This window comes from Roseospira goensis (assembly GCF_014197795.1).
Taxonomy (GTDB): Bacteria; Pseudomonadota; Alphaproteobacteria; order Rhodospirillales; family Rhodospirillaceae; genus Rhodospira; species Rhodospira goensis.
This window is the reverse complement of record NZ_JACIGI010000050.1, coordinates 1-15686: the sequence shown is the minus strand read 5'-3', so window position 1 is coordinate 15686 and position 15686 is coordinate 1. Positions and strand designations below refer to the sequence as shown.

General features: G+C 71.4%; 13 protein-coding genes. 5 read left to right on the top strand and 8 right to left on the bottom strand.

Annotation, left to right across the window (positions count from 1 at the left end; translation table 11 throughout):
* Positions 1–129: 129 nt before the first annotated feature.
* The 4 genes from GGD88_RS17355 to GGD88_RS17340 form a co-directional block, all read right to left on the bottom strand.
* A complete protein-coding gene (locus tag GGD88_RS17355; protein WP_184437829.1) occupies positions 130–1632 on the bottom strand; it encodes a Mur ligase family protein in 1503 nt (500 codons plus the stop codon).
* A 418-nt stretch (positions 1633–2050) separates the two neighbouring features.
* A complete protein-coding gene (locus tag GGD88_RS17350; protein WP_184437827.1) occupies positions 2051–3634 on the bottom strand; it encodes an ArnT family glycosyltransferase in 1584 nt (527 codons plus the stop codon).
* A gap of 10 nt (positions 3635–3644) precedes the next feature.
* A complete protein-coding gene (locus GGD88_RS17345) occupies positions 3645–4385 on the bottom strand; it encodes a glutamine amidotransferase-related protein (RefSeq protein ID WP_184437825.1) in 741 nt (246 codons plus the stop codon).
* A 54-nt stretch (positions 4386–4439) separates the two neighbouring features.
* The gene (locus tag GGD88_RS17340) at positions 4440–4862 is read right to left on the bottom strand and encodes an acyl-CoA thioesterase (RefSeq protein WP_343056414.1); all 423 of its coding nucleotides are present in this window, start codon (positions 4860–4862) and stop codon (positions 4440–4442) included.
* Between the two features lie 137 nt (positions 4863–4999).
* Between GGD88_RS17340 and parE the strand changes: the two genes are divergently transcribed.
* Together parE and GGD88_RS17330 are read left to right on the top strand one after the other, a co-directional pair.
* Positions 5000–7039 (top strand): DNA topoisomerase IV subunit B, encoded by a 2040-nt coding sequence (gene parE / locus GGD88_RS17335; protein ID WP_184437823.1) that lies wholly within the window; start codon positions 5000–5002, stop codon positions 7037–7039.
* 215 nt (positions 7040–7254) lie between these two features.
* Positions 7255–8967: a hypothetical protein gene (locus GGD88_RS17330; protein ID WP_184437821.1), complete on the top strand. Its 1713-nt coding sequence runs from the start codon at positions 7255–7257 to the stop codon at positions 8965–8967.
* A gap of 69 nt (positions 8968–9036) precedes the next feature.
* Here GGD88_RS17330 and GGD88_RS17325 read toward each other — a convergent pair whose 3' ends face one another.
* Both GGD88_RS17325 and GGD88_RS17320 read right to left on the bottom strand, forming a co-directional pair.
* Positions 9037–9759, bottom strand: coding sequence for an alpha/beta fold hydrolase (locus GGD88_RS17325; protein WP_184437819.1), 723 nt, complete (start codon positions 9757–9759; stop codon positions 9037–9039).
* A 38-nt stretch (positions 9760–9797) separates the two neighbouring features.
* Positions 9798–10340, bottom strand: a complete 543-nt coding sequence (locus tag GGD88_RS17320) for a hydrolase (RefSeq protein ID WP_184437817.1) — start codon at positions 10338–10340, stop codon at positions 9798–9800.
* A 196-nt stretch (positions 10341–10536) separates the two neighbouring features.
* On the opposite strand from GGD88_RS17320, the gene gltX reads away from it, so the two are divergent.
* Both gltX and GGD88_RS17310 read left to right on the top strand, forming a co-directional pair.
* Positions 10537–11934, top strand: coding sequence for a glutamate--tRNA ligase (gltX, locus tag GGD88_RS17315; RefSeq protein ID WP_184437815.1), 1398 nt, complete (start codon positions 10537–10539; stop codon positions 11932–11934).
* Positions 11931–12290, top strand: a complete 360-nt coding sequence (locus tag GGD88_RS17310; RefSeq protein ID WP_343056413.1) for a cupin domain-containing protein — start codon at positions 11931–11933, stop codon at positions 12288–12290. Before gltX ends, GGD88_RS17310 begins: the two co-directional genes overlap by 4 nt.
* 45 nt (positions 12291–12335) lie before the next feature.
* Here GGD88_RS17310 and GGD88_RS17305 read toward each other — a convergent pair whose 3' ends face one another.
* Positions 12336–12893: a cache domain-containing protein gene (locus tag GGD88_RS17305; protein ID WP_184437813.1), complete on the bottom strand. Its 558-nt coding sequence runs from the start codon at positions 12891–12893 to the stop codon at positions 12336–12338.
* Between the two features lie 162 nt (positions 12894–13055).
* Positions 13056–13622, bottom strand: coding sequence for an acetate uptake transporter (locus tag GGD88_RS17300; RefSeq protein WP_184437811.1), 567 nt, complete (start codon positions 13620–13622; stop codon positions 13056–13058).
* Positions 13623–14068: 446 nt separating this feature from the next.
* On the opposite strand from GGD88_RS17300, the gene cysS reads away from it, so the two are divergent.
* A complete protein-coding gene (cysS, locus tag GGD88_RS17295; protein ID WP_184437809.1) occupies positions 14069–15457 on the top strand; it encodes a cysteine--tRNA ligase in 1389 nt (462 codons plus the stop codon).
* The last annotated feature ends 229 nt before the right edge of the window (positions 15458–15686 follow it).

Sequence of the window (15686 nt, the reverse complement as noted above, 5' to 3'; positions counted from 1 at the left end):
GCCTCCCTGGCAGTCTGTGTCGTGTCGCAACTACCAGTGTGTCAGACCGTCCCGTTGTCCGCCCCTCCCCGATTTTCCGTCATGAACCTTTTTTTGTGCCTTTTCTGCCGCCGTGCGTTACATCCGACTCTATTCGGCCACCCGCCGATCCGTCGTCCTGTGTGCGTCGGCCCGGTCATACAGCGCTTCGGCCAGGGCCGGCATGTTGTCGTTTCGGTCTCCGTAGAGAACAAGCAGATCATTGTCCTTCAGATCGCCCAGGAGCACCTCCAGGAGGTCCACGGGGTTGGCGTCGATGTGACGCACCCAGTCCAGATGGCCGGGCAGGACGGCCTGGAAATCGTCCCTGGTGCCGCAGGTGTAGACCCGGTCTATCCCCGCTTCGGCGACGAGGGCGCGCAGCGCGGCCGGTGGCAACAGCGCCTTGGCGTCGTCCCCGTACTCGCGTCGGTCGTAGATGTCGCCCCAGACCAGAATCTTGCGCCCTCCGGGCCCGGGGCGAAGGCGCGCGATGGTGCGCAGCATATCCATCTGGCCCAGCAGGTAGGACCGTGGACTCTTGTCGACGACCCGGATCCGGCGCTGTCCGAACACCAGGCGCCGCACGATCCCCTCGGTCCGGTACGGCCGGTAGGTCCTCATGGCGTCCGCGGCCCGCGCGACGTCATAGCCGAGAGCATGGCTGGCGAGGAGCGGCGCAAGGCAACTGACGGGGGCGTGCTCCTCGATGCGGGGGCAGAACAACGAGATCGACTGTCCGGCCACCTGCGCCCGAACCCGCCATCCCAGCCGGTCCGGATCGAAGACCCGTTCAACCGGATAGGCATCGAGGTCCGGGGTGAGGCCGAACGTCAGGATGCGGCCGTCGTAGCGGCGCTCCACGGCGGCCCGCAACCGGGCCTGTCGCGCCGTGCCGGCCGGGATGATGACGGTGGCCGGCGGCTCGATGTGCTCCACCACCGACGCCTTGTCTTCGATGATGGCATCCGCACTGCCGTGCTTCCTGAGATGCTCGTAGCCCACCTCGGTAATCACGCAGATGTGCGGACGGACGAGTCGCGCGCGTTTCTGCGCTGTACTCAGGGTGGGGGCGGCGACCTCGATGACGGCCATGTCGTGCCACGCCTGAAGGTTCGAGAGCATGACCGCGACCTGGTCCGTCATGTTGCCGATGCTGCGGCGCACATGGACCCGGCCTTGATCCGCTACCATGTGGGCCAGCGGGTTCTTGGTGCCGGTCTTGCCCTCGGTTCCGGTGACCAGGACGCGGCGTGCCGCGGTTCGGTCGCGCACGGCCTCGGCCAGGCGCCGCAGGGCCCTTGAGACGCGGCCCGGAACGATCAGACTCGGCACGGCCGGGTGACAGTGGGCCGCCGTCTCGCCGTCCATGAGCACCGCCCCGGCTCCACGGGCCGCGGCCGTCCGGACACGGCGCAGGATTTCGTCCGCCATGCGGGGGCCGCTTGGCACCACATACAGGCTGCCGGCCGGGACCCGCTCCGGGCGATGAACGGACACCTGGGACAGAGACCCGTCCGCCGGCGGCCGGGGTCGCCAGGTTCCGCCGGTCGCGGCGGCCATCTCGTCCGGCGTGAGCAGGAGGCGGGGGGTGGGATCAAATGCGCCGTCCATGCCGCGAGTCCTGCCTGTCGTGGTCTCAATGGCCTCAATCGGGCGATGGACGCTGGTCCGCGCGCAGCCTTTGGCGCGACCGGATCACCACCCTTGCGGTGGCATCATGGCCCTCCTCTCTTGAGCGACACAAGTTTTTGTTTCAACGGGGTCGTTGTCGTGATCTGAACTAGCGCGGATCGCGATCAATCGGACCCACGACGTGGTTCGGATTGATCGCGTGAATCCGCGCTAAATGTAGGAATCGCAGCCGATTATCGCGATAAACTGAAATCGCGCCGCGAGTCCGGTTTGTCGCAATCGGCTGTAGAGTGCCGGTGGCCGGAGCCGCGGGCCGACCTGCGGTCCCGAGATCCGTCCCCCTGTTCGACGTCGAGAACGCGACCTTAAGGCCGGTCCGATGCCGTGCGATCCGCCCCTAGCGGCAGCGCCCGATCCCGCCCGGCACCAGCGCATAGCCCACGTCGGGGGCCGGTCGCCCCGACAGCGCCAGCGTCCCCGTCGCCACACCCAGGGTCGCGTTCGTCGGCAGGGTGGCGTCCAGGCCCGGGATCCCCGTGTCGCGCAGCCGCTGGGCCATCGCCGGCGCCCGCTCCGCGGGCCACAGCACCAGGCAATCGCCCTCGCTGCCGCGGCGGGGTGGCACGAAGTCCGACTTCTGGGGGTCGCCCGTCCGCAGCAGCCGGGTGTGCGCCGGCAGGTGCGGGCGCAGGTGTTCCAGCGGCAGGTGATGCACCCGCCCCAGCAGCACCACCGTGCCGCCGGTGAAGCCGGCCTCCTGCACCTGGGCGGCATAGGCGGCGTAGGGCAGGGCGGTGTTGCACTTGGCCTCGCAGGTCGCGGCCGTGGTGACGATGAAGCGGGCCAGGAACAGCGGCACGGCCAGCATCAACAGCCCCATGACCAGGGCGAACAGCCCGCGTGACGTGGGTCCGGGCCGGCCGCGCGCCAGAGCGGCGAACAGCGGCACCACGACCAGGATCAGGGGATAGACGTGGTGGGGACCGATCTCCGTCACCCCCGCCAGCAGCACCAGCGCCGCGAGTTGCCCGAACACCAGCACCGGCACCAGCGCGGCGAACACCAGCCGGTCGCGGGTCACCGGGGCCACCGGCAGCGGCCAGCGCAGCGCCCGCCACAGCGCCGGGGCGAACACCAGCAGCGCCACGGCCACGGCCGGCAGCAGGACCATCGCCGCGTGCTCGCCCAGAGTCGCCAGACCCGATGCGATGCCGTCCCAGGCGCCGGCCTGCGGGGCGTCGCGGCCCAGCTTGGCGTCGACCAGCCCGATCAGCGCCGAACCCTGCGTCACCAGCCAGAGGTAGTGCGGCGCCGCCACCACGAAGGTCACCCCGGCCGCCGCCGCCAGCCGTCCGCCGCCCCCCAGCAGCACGCGGCGGGTCGTGGGCGTCGTCAGTCCGGCCAGCACGACCGCCAGCAGCACCAGCGCGAAATTGTACTTGGTCAGCAGCCCGAGCCCGGCGATCAGGCCGGCCAGCAGCCACGCCCTCCAGGAGTCGGGCCGCGCCAGCAGCCGCAGCACCGCCCACAGCAGCGCGAACGACGCCGTCGTCATCGCCACCGTATGCGACAGGTTCAGGTGCGGCGCCCAGTTCCAGGCCACCAGCCCGGCCAGCGACAGCCCGGCCAGGGTGGCCATGGCGCGGTCGGAAGTGAGCTGGCGCGTCGCCGCCCAGGCCAGGGGATAGGCGGCGAACAGCAGCGCGGCGATCAGCACCCGGGTGGACAGCAGGGTTGGTCCCAGGACCTGCGCCACCGCCCCATGCAGCCACACCACCAGCGGCGGATTGAGCGGATCGTAGCCCAGGGCCAGGCTCTGCGAGAACAGCAGCAGTTCGGCGTCATCGTTGCGGCCGCCGGTCTGAAGGCCGACCTGGAGCGCGACCACGCCGGCCAGCAGCAGCAGGACGGCGCCGAAGGCCGGGCGCGGACGATCGAACGGCCGGCCGGGCGCGGCGGTGCGGGCGAGCAGGGCGGTCATCGGATCGGCCTCATGCGGCGGGCAGCCAGTGGTCCAGGAAGCGGGCGAGCCAACGCCCGAGCGCCGCGTCGTGGCGGTGCCGGCCGGCGTGGTGGGCCGGCGCGCCCTGGGCGCCGGGCCAGGTCAGCATGTGGGCGGCCTTGGTGGTCCACCGCATCATCATCTCGTGCGTGACCTCGGGATGGAACTGGAGGCCATAGGCCCGCGTCCCCACCGCAAAGGCCTGGTTCGGATAGCCCAGGCCGCGCGCCAGCAGGGTGGCGCCGGGCGGCAGGTCGAAGCCCTCCTTGTGCCATTGGTAGACCCCCATCTCGCCGTCGAACAGACCGTGCCGGCGGCCCGCCTCGGTGCCCCAGACCGGATAGTAGCCGACCTCGACCCGGGCATCGTCACGCGGGCGCACCCGTCCGCCCAGCACGCGGGCCATCATCTGCCCGCCCAGGCAGATGCCCAGCGTCGGCACCTCGGCCGTCATCGCCCGCTCCAGCAGGTCCAGCTCGGCCCGGATGCCGGGCAGGTGGTCGTCGTTGGCGCTCATCGGGCCGCCGAACACCACCACGCCGGCATGGTCGGACAGGTTCCCCGGCAGCGGATCGCCATGCATCGGGCAACGCCGGTCGAGCGCGTGGCCGCGCGCCCGCAGCATGGCGCCGACCCGCCCGCAACTGGAGGTCGGCTGATGCACGACGGTCAGGATGGGGCGGCGGGGCTCGGCGGACGGATCGGCGGGGAGGCGGCGCGCGGTCTGCATCGGGGCGGGTCTCTCCGTCCGGTCTTGCCTGACGTCTCGGGGTCGGGGGCGGCGTCAGCAGTTGGCCAGCAGGGCGGCCTCGCGATCCGCGATGCCCTCGGGGACGGATCGCGGGTGGCCGTCGGCGTCGATGGCGACGAACACGAACGTGCCCTCGGTCACCTTCTCGGTCGCGCCCATGGCGCCGCGCCGCGCCCAGGCTTCCACCTTGAGGGTGAGCGAGGTGCGGCCGGTCTTCACATGGCGCGTGTAGCAGGTCAGTTCATCCCCCACCCGCAACGGGCTGTGGAAGGCGAAGCCGTCGACGGCCACGGTCGCCACCCGCCCCTGGGCCAGGCAATGGGCATGGGTGCCGCCGGCCAGGTCCATCTGGCTCATCACCCAGCCCCCGAAGATGTCGCCGGCCGGGTTGGTGTCGGCCGGCATCGCCAGCGTACGGATGGACACCACCCCCTGCGGTCGGGTCTGCTTGCTCACGTTGGTTGTCCTCTGTTGGGTCGGTCGCGGCCCTGCCCGAGGGGTGGGCCGGAGCGCACGATATAGGGTATGCGCGCGGCGCGCACCCTACCAGATCGCCTTGTTCGCGGCCAGCCGTCCCCCTATACTCCGCGCCCATGGACGATCTCTTCACCAGCGGCGGGGCTCCCGCCGGCGCCGGTCCCGCCGCCCCGGGCGGGCGCGGCGGCCGGGGCGCGCGCGATGACGGCTACACCGCCAAGGACATTGAGGTCCTGGAGGGCCTGGAGCCCGTGCGCCGGCGCCCCGGCATGTACATTGGCGGCACCGACGACCGCGCCCTGCACCATCTGGTCGCGGAGGTGCTGGACAACAGCATGGACGAGGCGGTGGCCGGGCACGCCACCACGATCGAGGTGCGCCTGGAGCCCGACAACCGCGTCACCGTGCGCGACAACGGCCGCGGCATCCCGGTCGACCCGCATCCGCGCTTTCCGGAGAAGTCGGCGCTGGAGGTCATCCTGACCACCCTGCATTCGGGCGGCAAGTTCGGCGGCGGGGCCTACAAGGTTTCGGGCGGCCTGCACGGGGTTGGCGTGTCGGTGGTCAATGCCCTGGCGGAGGAGCTGCGGGTGGAGGTGGCCCGCGACCGCGCCCTGTGGACCCAGACCTACAGCCGCGGCGCTCCGACCAGCGCGCTGGACAAGGGGCCGGCGCCGCAGAACCGGCGCGGCACCACCATCAGCTTCCGCCCCGATGCGGAGATCTTCGGCGCCCGCGCCCGCTTCCGCCCGTCGTGGCTGTTCCGCATGGTGCGCTCCAAGGCGTACCTGTTTCGGGGCGTCAAGATCCGGTGGCGCTGCGATCCCGCCCTGATCGGCGACGGCGACGCCACCCCGGCCGAAGAGGACCTGCACTTCCCCAACGGCCTGCGCGACTTCCTGGAGGCCACGCTGAAGGGCCGGGCGCTGATCGGCCCCGGCGTCTGCGCCGGCAACGCCGAACTGGCCGACGACCGCGGCCGGGTGGAATGGGCGCTGGCCTGGCCGGAGGGGGGCGAGCCGTTCCTGGGCTCCTACTGCAACACCGTGCCCACGCCCGAGGGTGGCACCCACGAGACCGGGTTGCGCAACGCGCTGCTGCGCGGCCTGCGCGGCTATGCCGAGATGGCGGGGCACAAGAAGGGCGGCCAGCTCACCGCCGACGACGTCACCGGCGGCGCCTGCATCCTGCTGTCGCTGTTCCTGCGCGAGCCCCAGTTCCAGGGACAGACCAAGGAGAAGCTGGCCAGTGCCGAGGCCACCCGGCTGGTCGAGCAGGCCATGCGCGACCATGTCGACCACTGGCTGTCGGCCGACCCGGAGGGCGCCGGGCGCCTGCTGGCCGCGGCCCTGGAGCGGGCCGAGGAGCGCCAGCGCCGCAAGCAGGCCAAGGACCTGTCGCGCAAGTCGGCCACCAAGAAGCTGCGCCTGCCCGGCAAGCTGTCGGACTGCACCCGGTCGGTGGCGGCGGGAACGGAGCTGTTCATCGTCGAGGGCGACTCGGCCGGCGGCTCCGCCAAGCAGGCCCGCGCCCGCGAGACCCAGGCGGTGCTGCCCCTGCGCGGCAAGATCCTCAACGTGGCCTCGGCCTCGGCCGACAAGCTGCGCGCCAACCAGGAGCTGAGCGACCTGGTGGAGGCCCTGGGCTGCGGCATCCGCGACCGCTACGACGGCGAAAAGCTGCGCTACGACAAGGTCATCATCATGACCGACGCCGACGTCGACGGCGCCCATATCGCCTCGCTCTTGATGACCTTCTTCTACCGCGAGATGCCGAAACTGATCGAGGCGGGGCACCTCTACCTGGCCATGCCGCCGCTGTTCCGGCTGGCCCAGGGGGGCACGGTGGTCTACGCCCGCGACGATGCCGACAAGGCGCGAATCGTCAAGGAGGTGCTGACCGGACGCGGCAAGATCGAGGTCAGCCGCTTCAAGGGCCTGGGCGAGATGCCGCCGGCGCAGTTGCGGGAGACCACCATGGACCCCAAGGGCCGGGTGCTGCTGCGGGTGGTGGTGCCAAGCCGTAAGACCGAGGAAGACCAGGAGGAGGCGCGCGAGACCGCCAGCCTGGTCGAGCGCCTGATGGGCCGCAAGGCCGAGACCCGCTTCGCCTTCATCCAGGAGAACGCCCGCTTCGTCGAGGGCCTGGATGTGTGAGGGGCGCCCCCGGGACGCCGCATGACCCTGGCGGTCCGCCGCCGCGCCGGTGACCCGACGCCGACGCGGGCCGGGCCGCCCCCTGCCATCCGCCATACCCTGCCCTCGGTATTCCCCCGCGGATCGTTCCGGGCTACTTTTCTACAGGGGGCGTGCAGGCCGCACACGGGGCGTCCGGCGGATCGCGGCGCGATGGGGCGGGGGAGACGGCAGGGGTGCCGACATTCGAGGTCCAGCTTATGCGGGACGGTCGCTGGACGACGGACTCCGTCATGGAGGCGCAGTCGGAGGCCGTGCGTCTGGCCCGCAAGTACCTGACCGCCGGGACGGTGCAGGGCGCGCGCGTCATCGCCGAGCGCGACCTGATGGAGGGCATGACCGCCGAGCGCGTCGTCTTCGAGGAGCTGCGCGAGGCCAGCGACAATCGTCCCCTCACCATCAACCGCCTCGACGAGGCCGCCTGGTGCGAGACGCCGGACGACCTCTACGGTCTGCCGGCGCGCATGGTCGTCAGCCGGCTGCTGCGGTCCTACCTGAACCGCAACACGGTTGTCGCCTCCGAGCTGCTGTACAACTTCCGGGTCCTCAGCCGGCTCCAGAACCACGACTCCAACATCTACCCGGCCGCCGTCGATCGCGTCGCCACCCTCCAGGCGGCGGACCGCGACGACCTGGACATCCGCACCCGCCGCGATGCGCTCTACGCCCTGCTCGACGAGGTGGGGCGGCGGGCGCGCCGGGCCGAGGGCGAGAAGCTGTTGTGGAAGACCGGGCTCGATGATCTGCCGAAGATGGCGCGCCGGGCCCGCAAGGCCGCCTTCGACCCGGCCGAACAGCAGTTCCTGGTCCGCGCCGCCATCGGGCGCGACCTGAGCGGGCAGCGCAGTTGGCTGGGCAAACTGGACGCGCTGCTCGGCGCCGTGTCCGACGACCTGCCGCCGGACCTGCTGGCGATGCTGGACGAGTTCATCGCCGACTGCCTGAGCGTCAGCGAGGTGATCCAGGATATCCTGGGCGAGCGGCCCAACCTGGCCCATGCCCTGATCGGCCTGATCGACCTGATCGAGGGCCGCGACGGGGACGCCAACGGTGGGGCAGACCGGTCCGAGGCGGCCAGCGTGCTGGCCCGCCTGTTCGCCGAACGCCGCCTGCCCTCCAGCGCCCTGGTGGTTCTGGACCGCGTCTGCCGCGAGGTGCAGGGCAGCAACCCCCTGTCGCGCAACGACCCCCAGCGCGAACACGAGGCCTACGAGGACCTGTGCCGCCGCGTCATCACCCGGCGCGGCCTGACCGGGGAGCACCGCATGGCTGTCGCGATCACGCGGCGCTACAATCACAGGCTGCCCGAGGGCGGCGACACCGGGTGGCGCAAGTCCATCGTCGGCGTCGCGGCCATGCTGGCCGACGCCGCGCGCCGTCTGCACTATCTGGCCGCGTTGACCCACGCCCGTGAGGCCGAGCCGTATCAGGGCCTGATCCTCGACCTGATCGTGGACGGCATCAAGCTGACGCGCTGCGTCGACGATTTCGCCGACGGTCTGCCGCCGGCCGAGAAGCTGGCCACCGTCACCAGCCTGCAACGCGCCCTGATGGACGGGCGTGGGCTGCCGGAGCCGCTGGTGCAGCGCATGTTCAGCCATTTCGACGACATGCTGCTGCGCTACGTCGAGCAGTCGCGGTTGATCGAGCGCCTGGACCAGCCGGACGACACCCTGCGCCTGCGCGCCGAACGGTTGGTCAGCTTCTGTGGGTCCGGCGTCCTGCTGGAAGGCAAGGCGCTGGCGGCGGCCCGCACCCGGGTGCTGGACCACCTGCGCCGGCCCGACTTCATGGCCGAGTTCGTGCGCGATCTGCCGCCGGAGCGCCACGAGGCGCAGGTGCGCCAGTTTTACGACCGCCTCGCCCGTGCGGGGTTCCGCGCCGGGTAGCGCCCCGGTGCTGGGGGCGGCGGCGGTGGCAGTGGCGGCGGGGCGGCGCCGCCGTCTCCCGTCCGCGCGTCACGCCGTCAGCCATGCCCGCAGGGCCGCCGTCACCGCCGCCGGCTGCTCCAGCGGCGACAGGTGGCCGCAGGCGTCGACCACCTCCAGGGTGGCGTCGCGGATGCCGTCGCGCATCTCCTCGTGCAGCGCCGGCGGCGTCAGGGCATCGTCGCGGCCGCACAGCACCAGGGTGGGACAGCGGATGCGCCCCAGCTCGCGGCGCCGGTCCGGGCGCGTCATGATCGCCGTCTGCTGGCGCACGAACGCCTGTGGGCCGATGCGCTCGGCCATGTCCAGCACCGTGCGGGCCAGCGTGTCGTCCGCCTGATGCGCCGGCGTCAACAGCATCGGCAGCAATTGCGGCGCCACCTCGGCGAAGCGCCCGGCCTCGGCCAGGGCCATCAGGGCGCGGCGGCGCTCGCTCTGCTCGAACGTGTCGGGGCGCGCGTTGGTATCCAGCAGGGCCAGCCGGGTGACCCGCTCGGGGGCGCGGAGCGCGAGGGTCAGCGCCACGTAGCCACCCATCGACAGACCGGCCAGGGCGAAGCGCGGCGGGGCCGTGGCCAGCACCCGCTCGGCCATGCCGCCCAGCGAATCGTCCTGGGTCAGGTCCGCCACCACCGGGTCGGCGATGTCGCGCAGGGCGGTGACCTGCGGCGCCCACAGGGCGGCGTCGCACAGCAGGCCGGGCAGCAGGATCAGGGGGGTGCGGGGGTCGGCGGGATCGGCAGCGGCGGGCATCGGGAATCCTCACGTCTTGAGCGCGATACAGAACACGATCATTTTATAAGGGTCATGACCTCCTTGAAATGCGGATGGTCCTTGCTGCCCAGCCACTCGAACAGAACCATTTCGGTGGTGACCACGGTGCAGCCGGCCGCCGCCATGCGGGCCAGGCCGGCCTGTTCGCTCTCCGGCCGGCGCGAGCCGCAGGCATCGGCCACCACGAACACCTCGAACCCGGCCTCGCGCAGACCGAGCGCGGTCTGGAGCACGCACACATGGGCCTCGGTGCCGCACAGCACGATCTGGGAGCGGCCGACGCGCGACATGGCGAAGCGGAAATGGGCCTCGCCCATGGCGTTGAAGGTGCTCTTCTCGATCACCGCGCCCTCGGGGAGAAGCTGGCGCAGGTCGATCATGGTCGGACCCAGCCCCTTGGGGTACTGCTCCGTGCACAGCACCGGCACGTCCAGCAGGTCCGCGCCCTTCAGCAGGCGGGTGCCGTTGAACAGCACCCGGCGCGGGTCGTCCATCACCGGACAGAGGCGCTCCTGCACGTCGATGACGACCAGGACGGATCGGGGCGCGTGCAGGAGCATGGCGGGGAACCTCGCGGGCGGCGGGGGAAAAACGGGGCGGTGGCTGCCGGACGCCGGACGACGCCTCTTTGGACCTAGGGTGGCACGCGGTCGGGCGCAAGTTGGGGGTATTGCCGGAGGGCGGCGCCGGGTCTGGCCTCGCCGGGCCGGGCGTGCGACAACCGGCCCCGGTCCGTCATCAGTCGAGCCCGTCGCCATGTCCCTTCGTCCGTCGCAAGTCCCCTCGTCCGGCGTCCGCGTCCGGTTCGCCCCCAGCCCCACCGGGCGGTTGCATGTCGGCAACGTCCGCACCGCCCTGGTCAACTGGCTGTTCGCCCGCAAGGCCGGCGGCGCCGTGCTGCTGCGGTTCGACGACACCGACGCCGAACGGTCCAAGGCCGCCTACGTCGAGGCGATCCGGGATGACCTGGGCTGGCTCGGCCTGGACTGGGACGAGGAGGCGTTCCAGTCCGCCCGCGCCGACCGCCACGCCGCCGTGGTGGAGCGGCTGAAGGCCGAGGGGCGTCTGTATGCCTGCTACGAGACCCCGGAGGAGCTGGAGTACAAGCGCCGGCGCCAGCGCGCCCTCGGCCGGCCGCCGATCTACGACCGCGCCGCACTGGCGCTGACCGACGCCGACCGCGCCCGGCTGGCGGCCGAGGGCCGACGGCCGCACTGGCGCCTCAAGCTGGATCACGACGACATCCGCTGGGACGACCTGGTGCGCGGCCCCTGCCACTACGACGCCGGGCACCTGTCGGATCCGGTGCTGGTGCGGGGCGACGGCACCCTGCTGTACATGCTGCCGTCGGTGGTGGACGACATCGACATGGGCATCACCCACGTCATCCGGGGCGAGGACCACCTCGTCAACACGGCGGTCCAGATCCAGCTATGCCGCCTGCTGGGCGGGACCCCTCCGGCGTACGCCCACCTGTCGCTGCTCACCGACGCCGGCGGTGGCGGGCTGTCCAAGCGGCTCGGCAGCCTTTCGGTGGCGGACCTGCGCGACGACGGGCTGGAGCCGATGGCCGTGACCGCGCTGCTGGCGCGGCTCGGTACGTCGGACGATATCGCCCCGGTGCCGGACAGGACGGCGCTGGTGGACGGCTTCGATCTGTCGCATTTCGGCCGGGCCACGCCCAAGTTCGATCCCGCCGACCTGGGACGCCTCAACGCCCGCCTGCTGCACGCGCTGGAGTACGAGACCGCCCGGCCGCGGCTGGCGGCGCTGAAGGCGGACGGCGGCCCGGTGTTCTGGGATACCATCCGCGGCAATCTGACGCGGTTCGCCGAGGTGGCGGAGTGGCACGCGGTGGCCTTCGGTGACGTGGTGCCGCGCGCCCGCGCCGCCGAGGATGCCGGGTTCCTGCGCGCCGCGCGCGAGGCGTTGCCGGAGGCACCGTGGGACGCCGGCACCTGGGGGACCTGGACCGGGGCGCTCAAGGCGGCGACGGGGCGCAAGGGCAAGGGGCTGTTCCTGCCGCTGCGCCTGGCGCTGACCGGGCTGGAGCATGGTCCCGAGCTGGCGGCGCTGCTACCGCTGATTGGGCCGGCGCGGGCCGCGGACCGGCTGGCGCGCGCGGCGGTCGTGGCCGAGGGGCTGGGCCGGTGACCGACGACCGGCGGCGCGGCGCCATCACCGCCGGGAACCTGTTCGCCGACGCCGCTCCGCCGGCCGCCGGCGAGACCTTCGAGACCCTGCTGGCGCGCGGCGGGGTGCGCCTCGAACGCATCGTCAGCAGCGCGGCGCCAGAGGACACGCTCTACGACCAGCCGCACGACGAGTGGGTCTGCCTGCTCCAGGGGACGGCCACGCTGTGGATCGCCGGCGAGACGGTGACCCTGACCGCCGGCGACCATCGCCTGATCCCGGCCCGCACGCCGCACCGCGTGCTGCGGACCGCCGCCGATCCGCCGTGCCTGTGGCTCGCCGTCCACTGGGACGGCCCGACCGGACGGCGCGGATAACCGCCGGCTGGCCGACGGAGGGGTCCCCCCTTCCGTCGGGTTCGATCAGGGCGCGTCCTTCTGCGGCGTCACGGCCCGTTCGGCGCGCTCGTTCAGCTCTTCGACGGTCATGGAGTCGTCATAGATGCCGGCGGCCACCCGGACGTCGCGCTGGAACGACACCGGCGTGCTCTTGGTGTAGGAGATCTTGCGCGACGCCCGGGCCTCGCCCGGCCGCGGCCACCAGTACTCCACCCAGCCGCCGTCCGGGGCTTCGCCCGCCGCGCACAGGTCTTCGAACAGCATGTTGCCCTGCTCGTCCACCATCTGCAGGATCGGACGGCCGACCAGATCGGGGCGCAGCGGGTGCGCGATCATGCGATCGTCCAGGCAACTGAAGACGAAGACATAACTGTCCTTCCATACCCATCGGGCGCTGTTGTTGAAGTCGGAGAACCCGGCCTGTCCCTTGTCGTGCAGGAATCGGGCGGCCTCCAGGACCTTGGCGATCACCTCGTCGACGGTCGCCGACGGGCTTGAGGAGTCCGGGGTCTCCTGGGCCGCCGCCGGGGCGGCCAGCATGAGCGCGGCCGCTGCGGCCAGCGCCCTCAGTCCGTTTCGCATCTCGATCCTCTCCCGGTTTTGGGTCGGTCTTGGGTCGGTCTTCGGTCGGTGTCCGGTCGACGGGCGGGCGCCGGCCCTTATGCGGGCCGGCTCGTGTCCTGACTCGTCAGGATCAGAGCCACACGCCGCCCTGCGGCGCCGGTGCGCCCGCACCGGCCGGTATTACTTGATCCAGGGCCGGCCTGCGGGCAGCAGTTCACGGCCGTAGATTTCGTTGAGGATGATCCGGGCCATCATGTACCAGGCCGAGGCGGCGCAGATCATGAGTTCGTAGCCGGCCACGACCGTCAGCTCCGGAAAGCCGAAATGGGCCAGATCGAGCAGGATGAAGCCGATCAGTAGCGTCGTGAAGGTGAAGGCCATGGCGCCGTGGATCCGCAGCGAGCCGACCCACAGGATGGCGGTGAAGAAGGTCCAGGCGACCAGGAACCAGCCGATATCGGTCGTGCTGGCCTGGAATATTTCGAAATGGTTGCCGAGGAACAGCAGGGCCAGGGCGATCCAGAAGGCGCCGTAGCCGGTGAAGGCGCAATAGCCGAAGTTGTTGCCGGTCTTCATCTCTTGAAGGCCGGCGATCATCTGGGCCAGGCCGCCGAAGATCAACCCCAGCCACACCACGGGGCCGACGCTGGGCATCCAGCCCACGTTGTGGAACTGCAGGACCAGGGTGGTCAGGCCGAACCCGCCCAGGCCGACCACCGCCGGATTACCGAGTTTCTCTTGCGCCATCGCGTCCGTCCTCTCTCTCTCTCTTTAGCCTTCGGTGTGCGTCGTCGCGCCGGAGACAGCCGGCCCAGGAGCCGGTCATGGAGCCGGTCATGGAGCCGGTCATGGAGCCGGTCATGGAGCCGGGCCTGGCATCGCACGAGTGTGATGGGGCGCCCGCATGCCCGCCGGGGGATCGCGCGCGATCGGGCGCGATCACTTGCGATCACCCGTGGGTCTGCACGGCATCGACGGATCATAAGACTGTGACGATCCAAAAGTGGCACAGGATCGGGCGCGGGTCACGTCGTTTTGCAACCGAAGCGACCGCCGGCGACGGCGCTCGGCCCGGCGGCATCCGGCCGGTCCTGCGACGGGGCGGCTGCCGGCGCCCGGAACCCCTGTTGCGGCCGCCGGTCCGGGACGGTAAGACCGGGGCTCTGTGCGTGATCCGACCGAAAGCCGCTGCCATGCCGCCGACCCTGCACATCCATGACACCCTGCGCCGGGGCAAGGTCCCGTTCGAGCCCCTCGATCCGGCCCACGTGCGGCTGTACGTGTGCGGCCCCACGGTCTACGACCGCGCCCATATCGGCAACGCGCGTCCCGTGCTGGTGTTCGACGTGCTGTTCCGGCTGCTGCGGCGGCTGTATCCGCGCGTCACCTACGTGCGCAACATCACGGACGTGGACGACAAGATCAACGCGCGCGCCCAGGAAACGGGGCGTCCCATCGCCGCCATCACCGCCGAGACGACCCGCCTGTTCCACGAGGACATGGGCGCGCTGGGCGCCCTGCCGCCCACGGTGGAGCCGCGCGCGACCGACCACATCACCCAGATGATCGCCATGATTGAGGGCCTGATCGCCACCGGCCATGCCTACGAGGCCGAGGGCCATGTCCTGTTCGCCGTCGCGAGCATGCCGGACTACGGCCGCCTGTCGGGCCGCTCGCGCGACGAGCTGATCGCCGGCGCCCGGGTCGAGGTGGCGCCGTACAAGCGCGACCCGGCCGACTTCGTGCTGTGGAAGCCGTCGACCGAAGACCAACCCGGCTGGGACAGCCCCTGGGGCCGCGGCCGGCCCGGCTGGCACATCGAGTGCTCGGCCATGAGCGCCGAATACCTGGGGCCGGCCTTCGATATTCATGGCGGCGGCCAGGATCTGATCTTCCCCCATCATGAGAACGAGATCGCCCAGAGCACCTGCACCCATGGCCCCGGCGCGTTCGCCCGTTACTGGATGCACAACGGCTTCCTGATGGTCGAGGGCGACAAGATGTCCAAGTCGCTGGGCAACTTCGTCACCGTCCACGACCTGCTGGGGCGGGCGCCGGGCGAGGCGATCCGGATGTGCATGCTGTCGACGCACTACCACCAGCCGCTGGACTGGACCGAGGCCGGGCTGAGGCAGGCCCGGGCCGGGCTGGACCGGCTCTATACCGCGCTGCGCGGGGCGGCCGACGTGGCCGTGCCCGATGACCCGGCGCCGTCCGCGGCGTTGGTGGCGGCGCTGTGCGACGACCTCAACACGCCGCGCGCCCTCGCCCTGCTGTACGAGACCGCAGGCGCGCTCAACAAAGCCACCGACGCCGCCGAGCGGGCGCGGCTGAAGGGGGACCTGCTGGGCGGCGGGGCGCTGCTGGGGCTGCTGGGGCAGGATCCGGAGGCTTGGTTCCAGGGGGGTGCGGATGCCGGAGACGGCCCCACGGCGGAGGCGATCGAGGCGCTGATCGCAGAGCGCAAGGCGGCCCGCACGGCGAAGGATTTCGCGCGCGCCGATGCCATCCGCGACGAGCTGGCCGCGCACGGGATCGTGCTGGAGGACGGCCCCCAGGGGACCACCTGGAAGCGGGGGTGAGCATGGGGTCCCACGCGGGAGCGCGGGACCGAGCCAGGGTGGTGGGTGAGCCGGCGGTCCCACGCAGGAGCGTGGGACCGAGATCAAAACAGCATCTCGCGCCCATGCTCCCGCGTGGGCGCCCCCTTTTCTTCGGTTCATGACGGAAAATCGGGGAGGGGCGGACAACGGGACGGTCTGACACACTGGTAGTTGCGACACGACACAGACTGCCAGGGAGGCCCCGTTG

What these genes read in the sequence shown, in the direction of transcription:
- GGD88_RS17355 (WP_184437829.1), bottom strand. Translation starts at nt 1,632, where the DNA reads ATGGACGGCGCATTTGATCCCACCCCCCGCCTCCTGCTCACGCCGGAC.
- GGD88_RS17350 (WP_184437827.1), bottom strand. Translation starts at nt 3,634, where the DNA reads ATGACCGCCCTGCTCGCCCGCACCGCCGCGCCCGGCCGGCCGTTCGAT.
- GGD88_RS17345 (WP_184437825.1), bottom strand. Translation starts at nt 4,385, where the DNA reads ATGCAGACCGCGCGCCGCCTCCCCGCCGATCCGTCCGCCGAGCCCCGC.
- parE (WP_184437823.1), top strand. Translation starts at nt 5,000, where the DNA reads ATGGACGATCTCTTCACCAGCGGCGGGGCTCCCGCCGGCGCCGGTCCC.
- GGD88_RS17325 (WP_184437819.1), bottom strand. Translation starts at nt 9,759, where the DNA reads ATGCCCGCCGCTGCCGATCCCGCCGACCCCCGCACCCCCCTGATCCTG.
- GGD88_RS17320 (WP_184437817.1), bottom strand. Translation starts at nt 10,340, where the DNA reads ATGCTCCTGCACGCGCCCCGATCCGTCCTGGTCGTCATCGACGTGCAG.
- gltX (WP_184437815.1), top strand. Translation starts at nt 10,537, where the DNA reads ATGTCCCTTCGTCCGTCGCAAGTCCCCTCGTCCGGCGTCCGCGTCCGG.
- GGD88_RS17305 (WP_184437813.1), bottom strand. Translation starts at nt 12,893, where the DNA reads ATGCGAAACGGACTGAGGGCGCTGGCCGCAGCGGCCGCGCTCATGCTG.
- GGD88_RS17300 (WP_184437811.1), bottom strand. Translation starts at nt 13,622, where the DNA reads ATGGCGCAAGAGAAACTCGGTAATCCGGCGGTGGTCGGCCTGGGCGGG.
- cysS (WP_184437809.1), top strand. Translation starts at nt 14,069, where the DNA reads ATGCCGCCGACCCTGCACATCCATGACACCCTGCGCCGGGGCAAGGTC.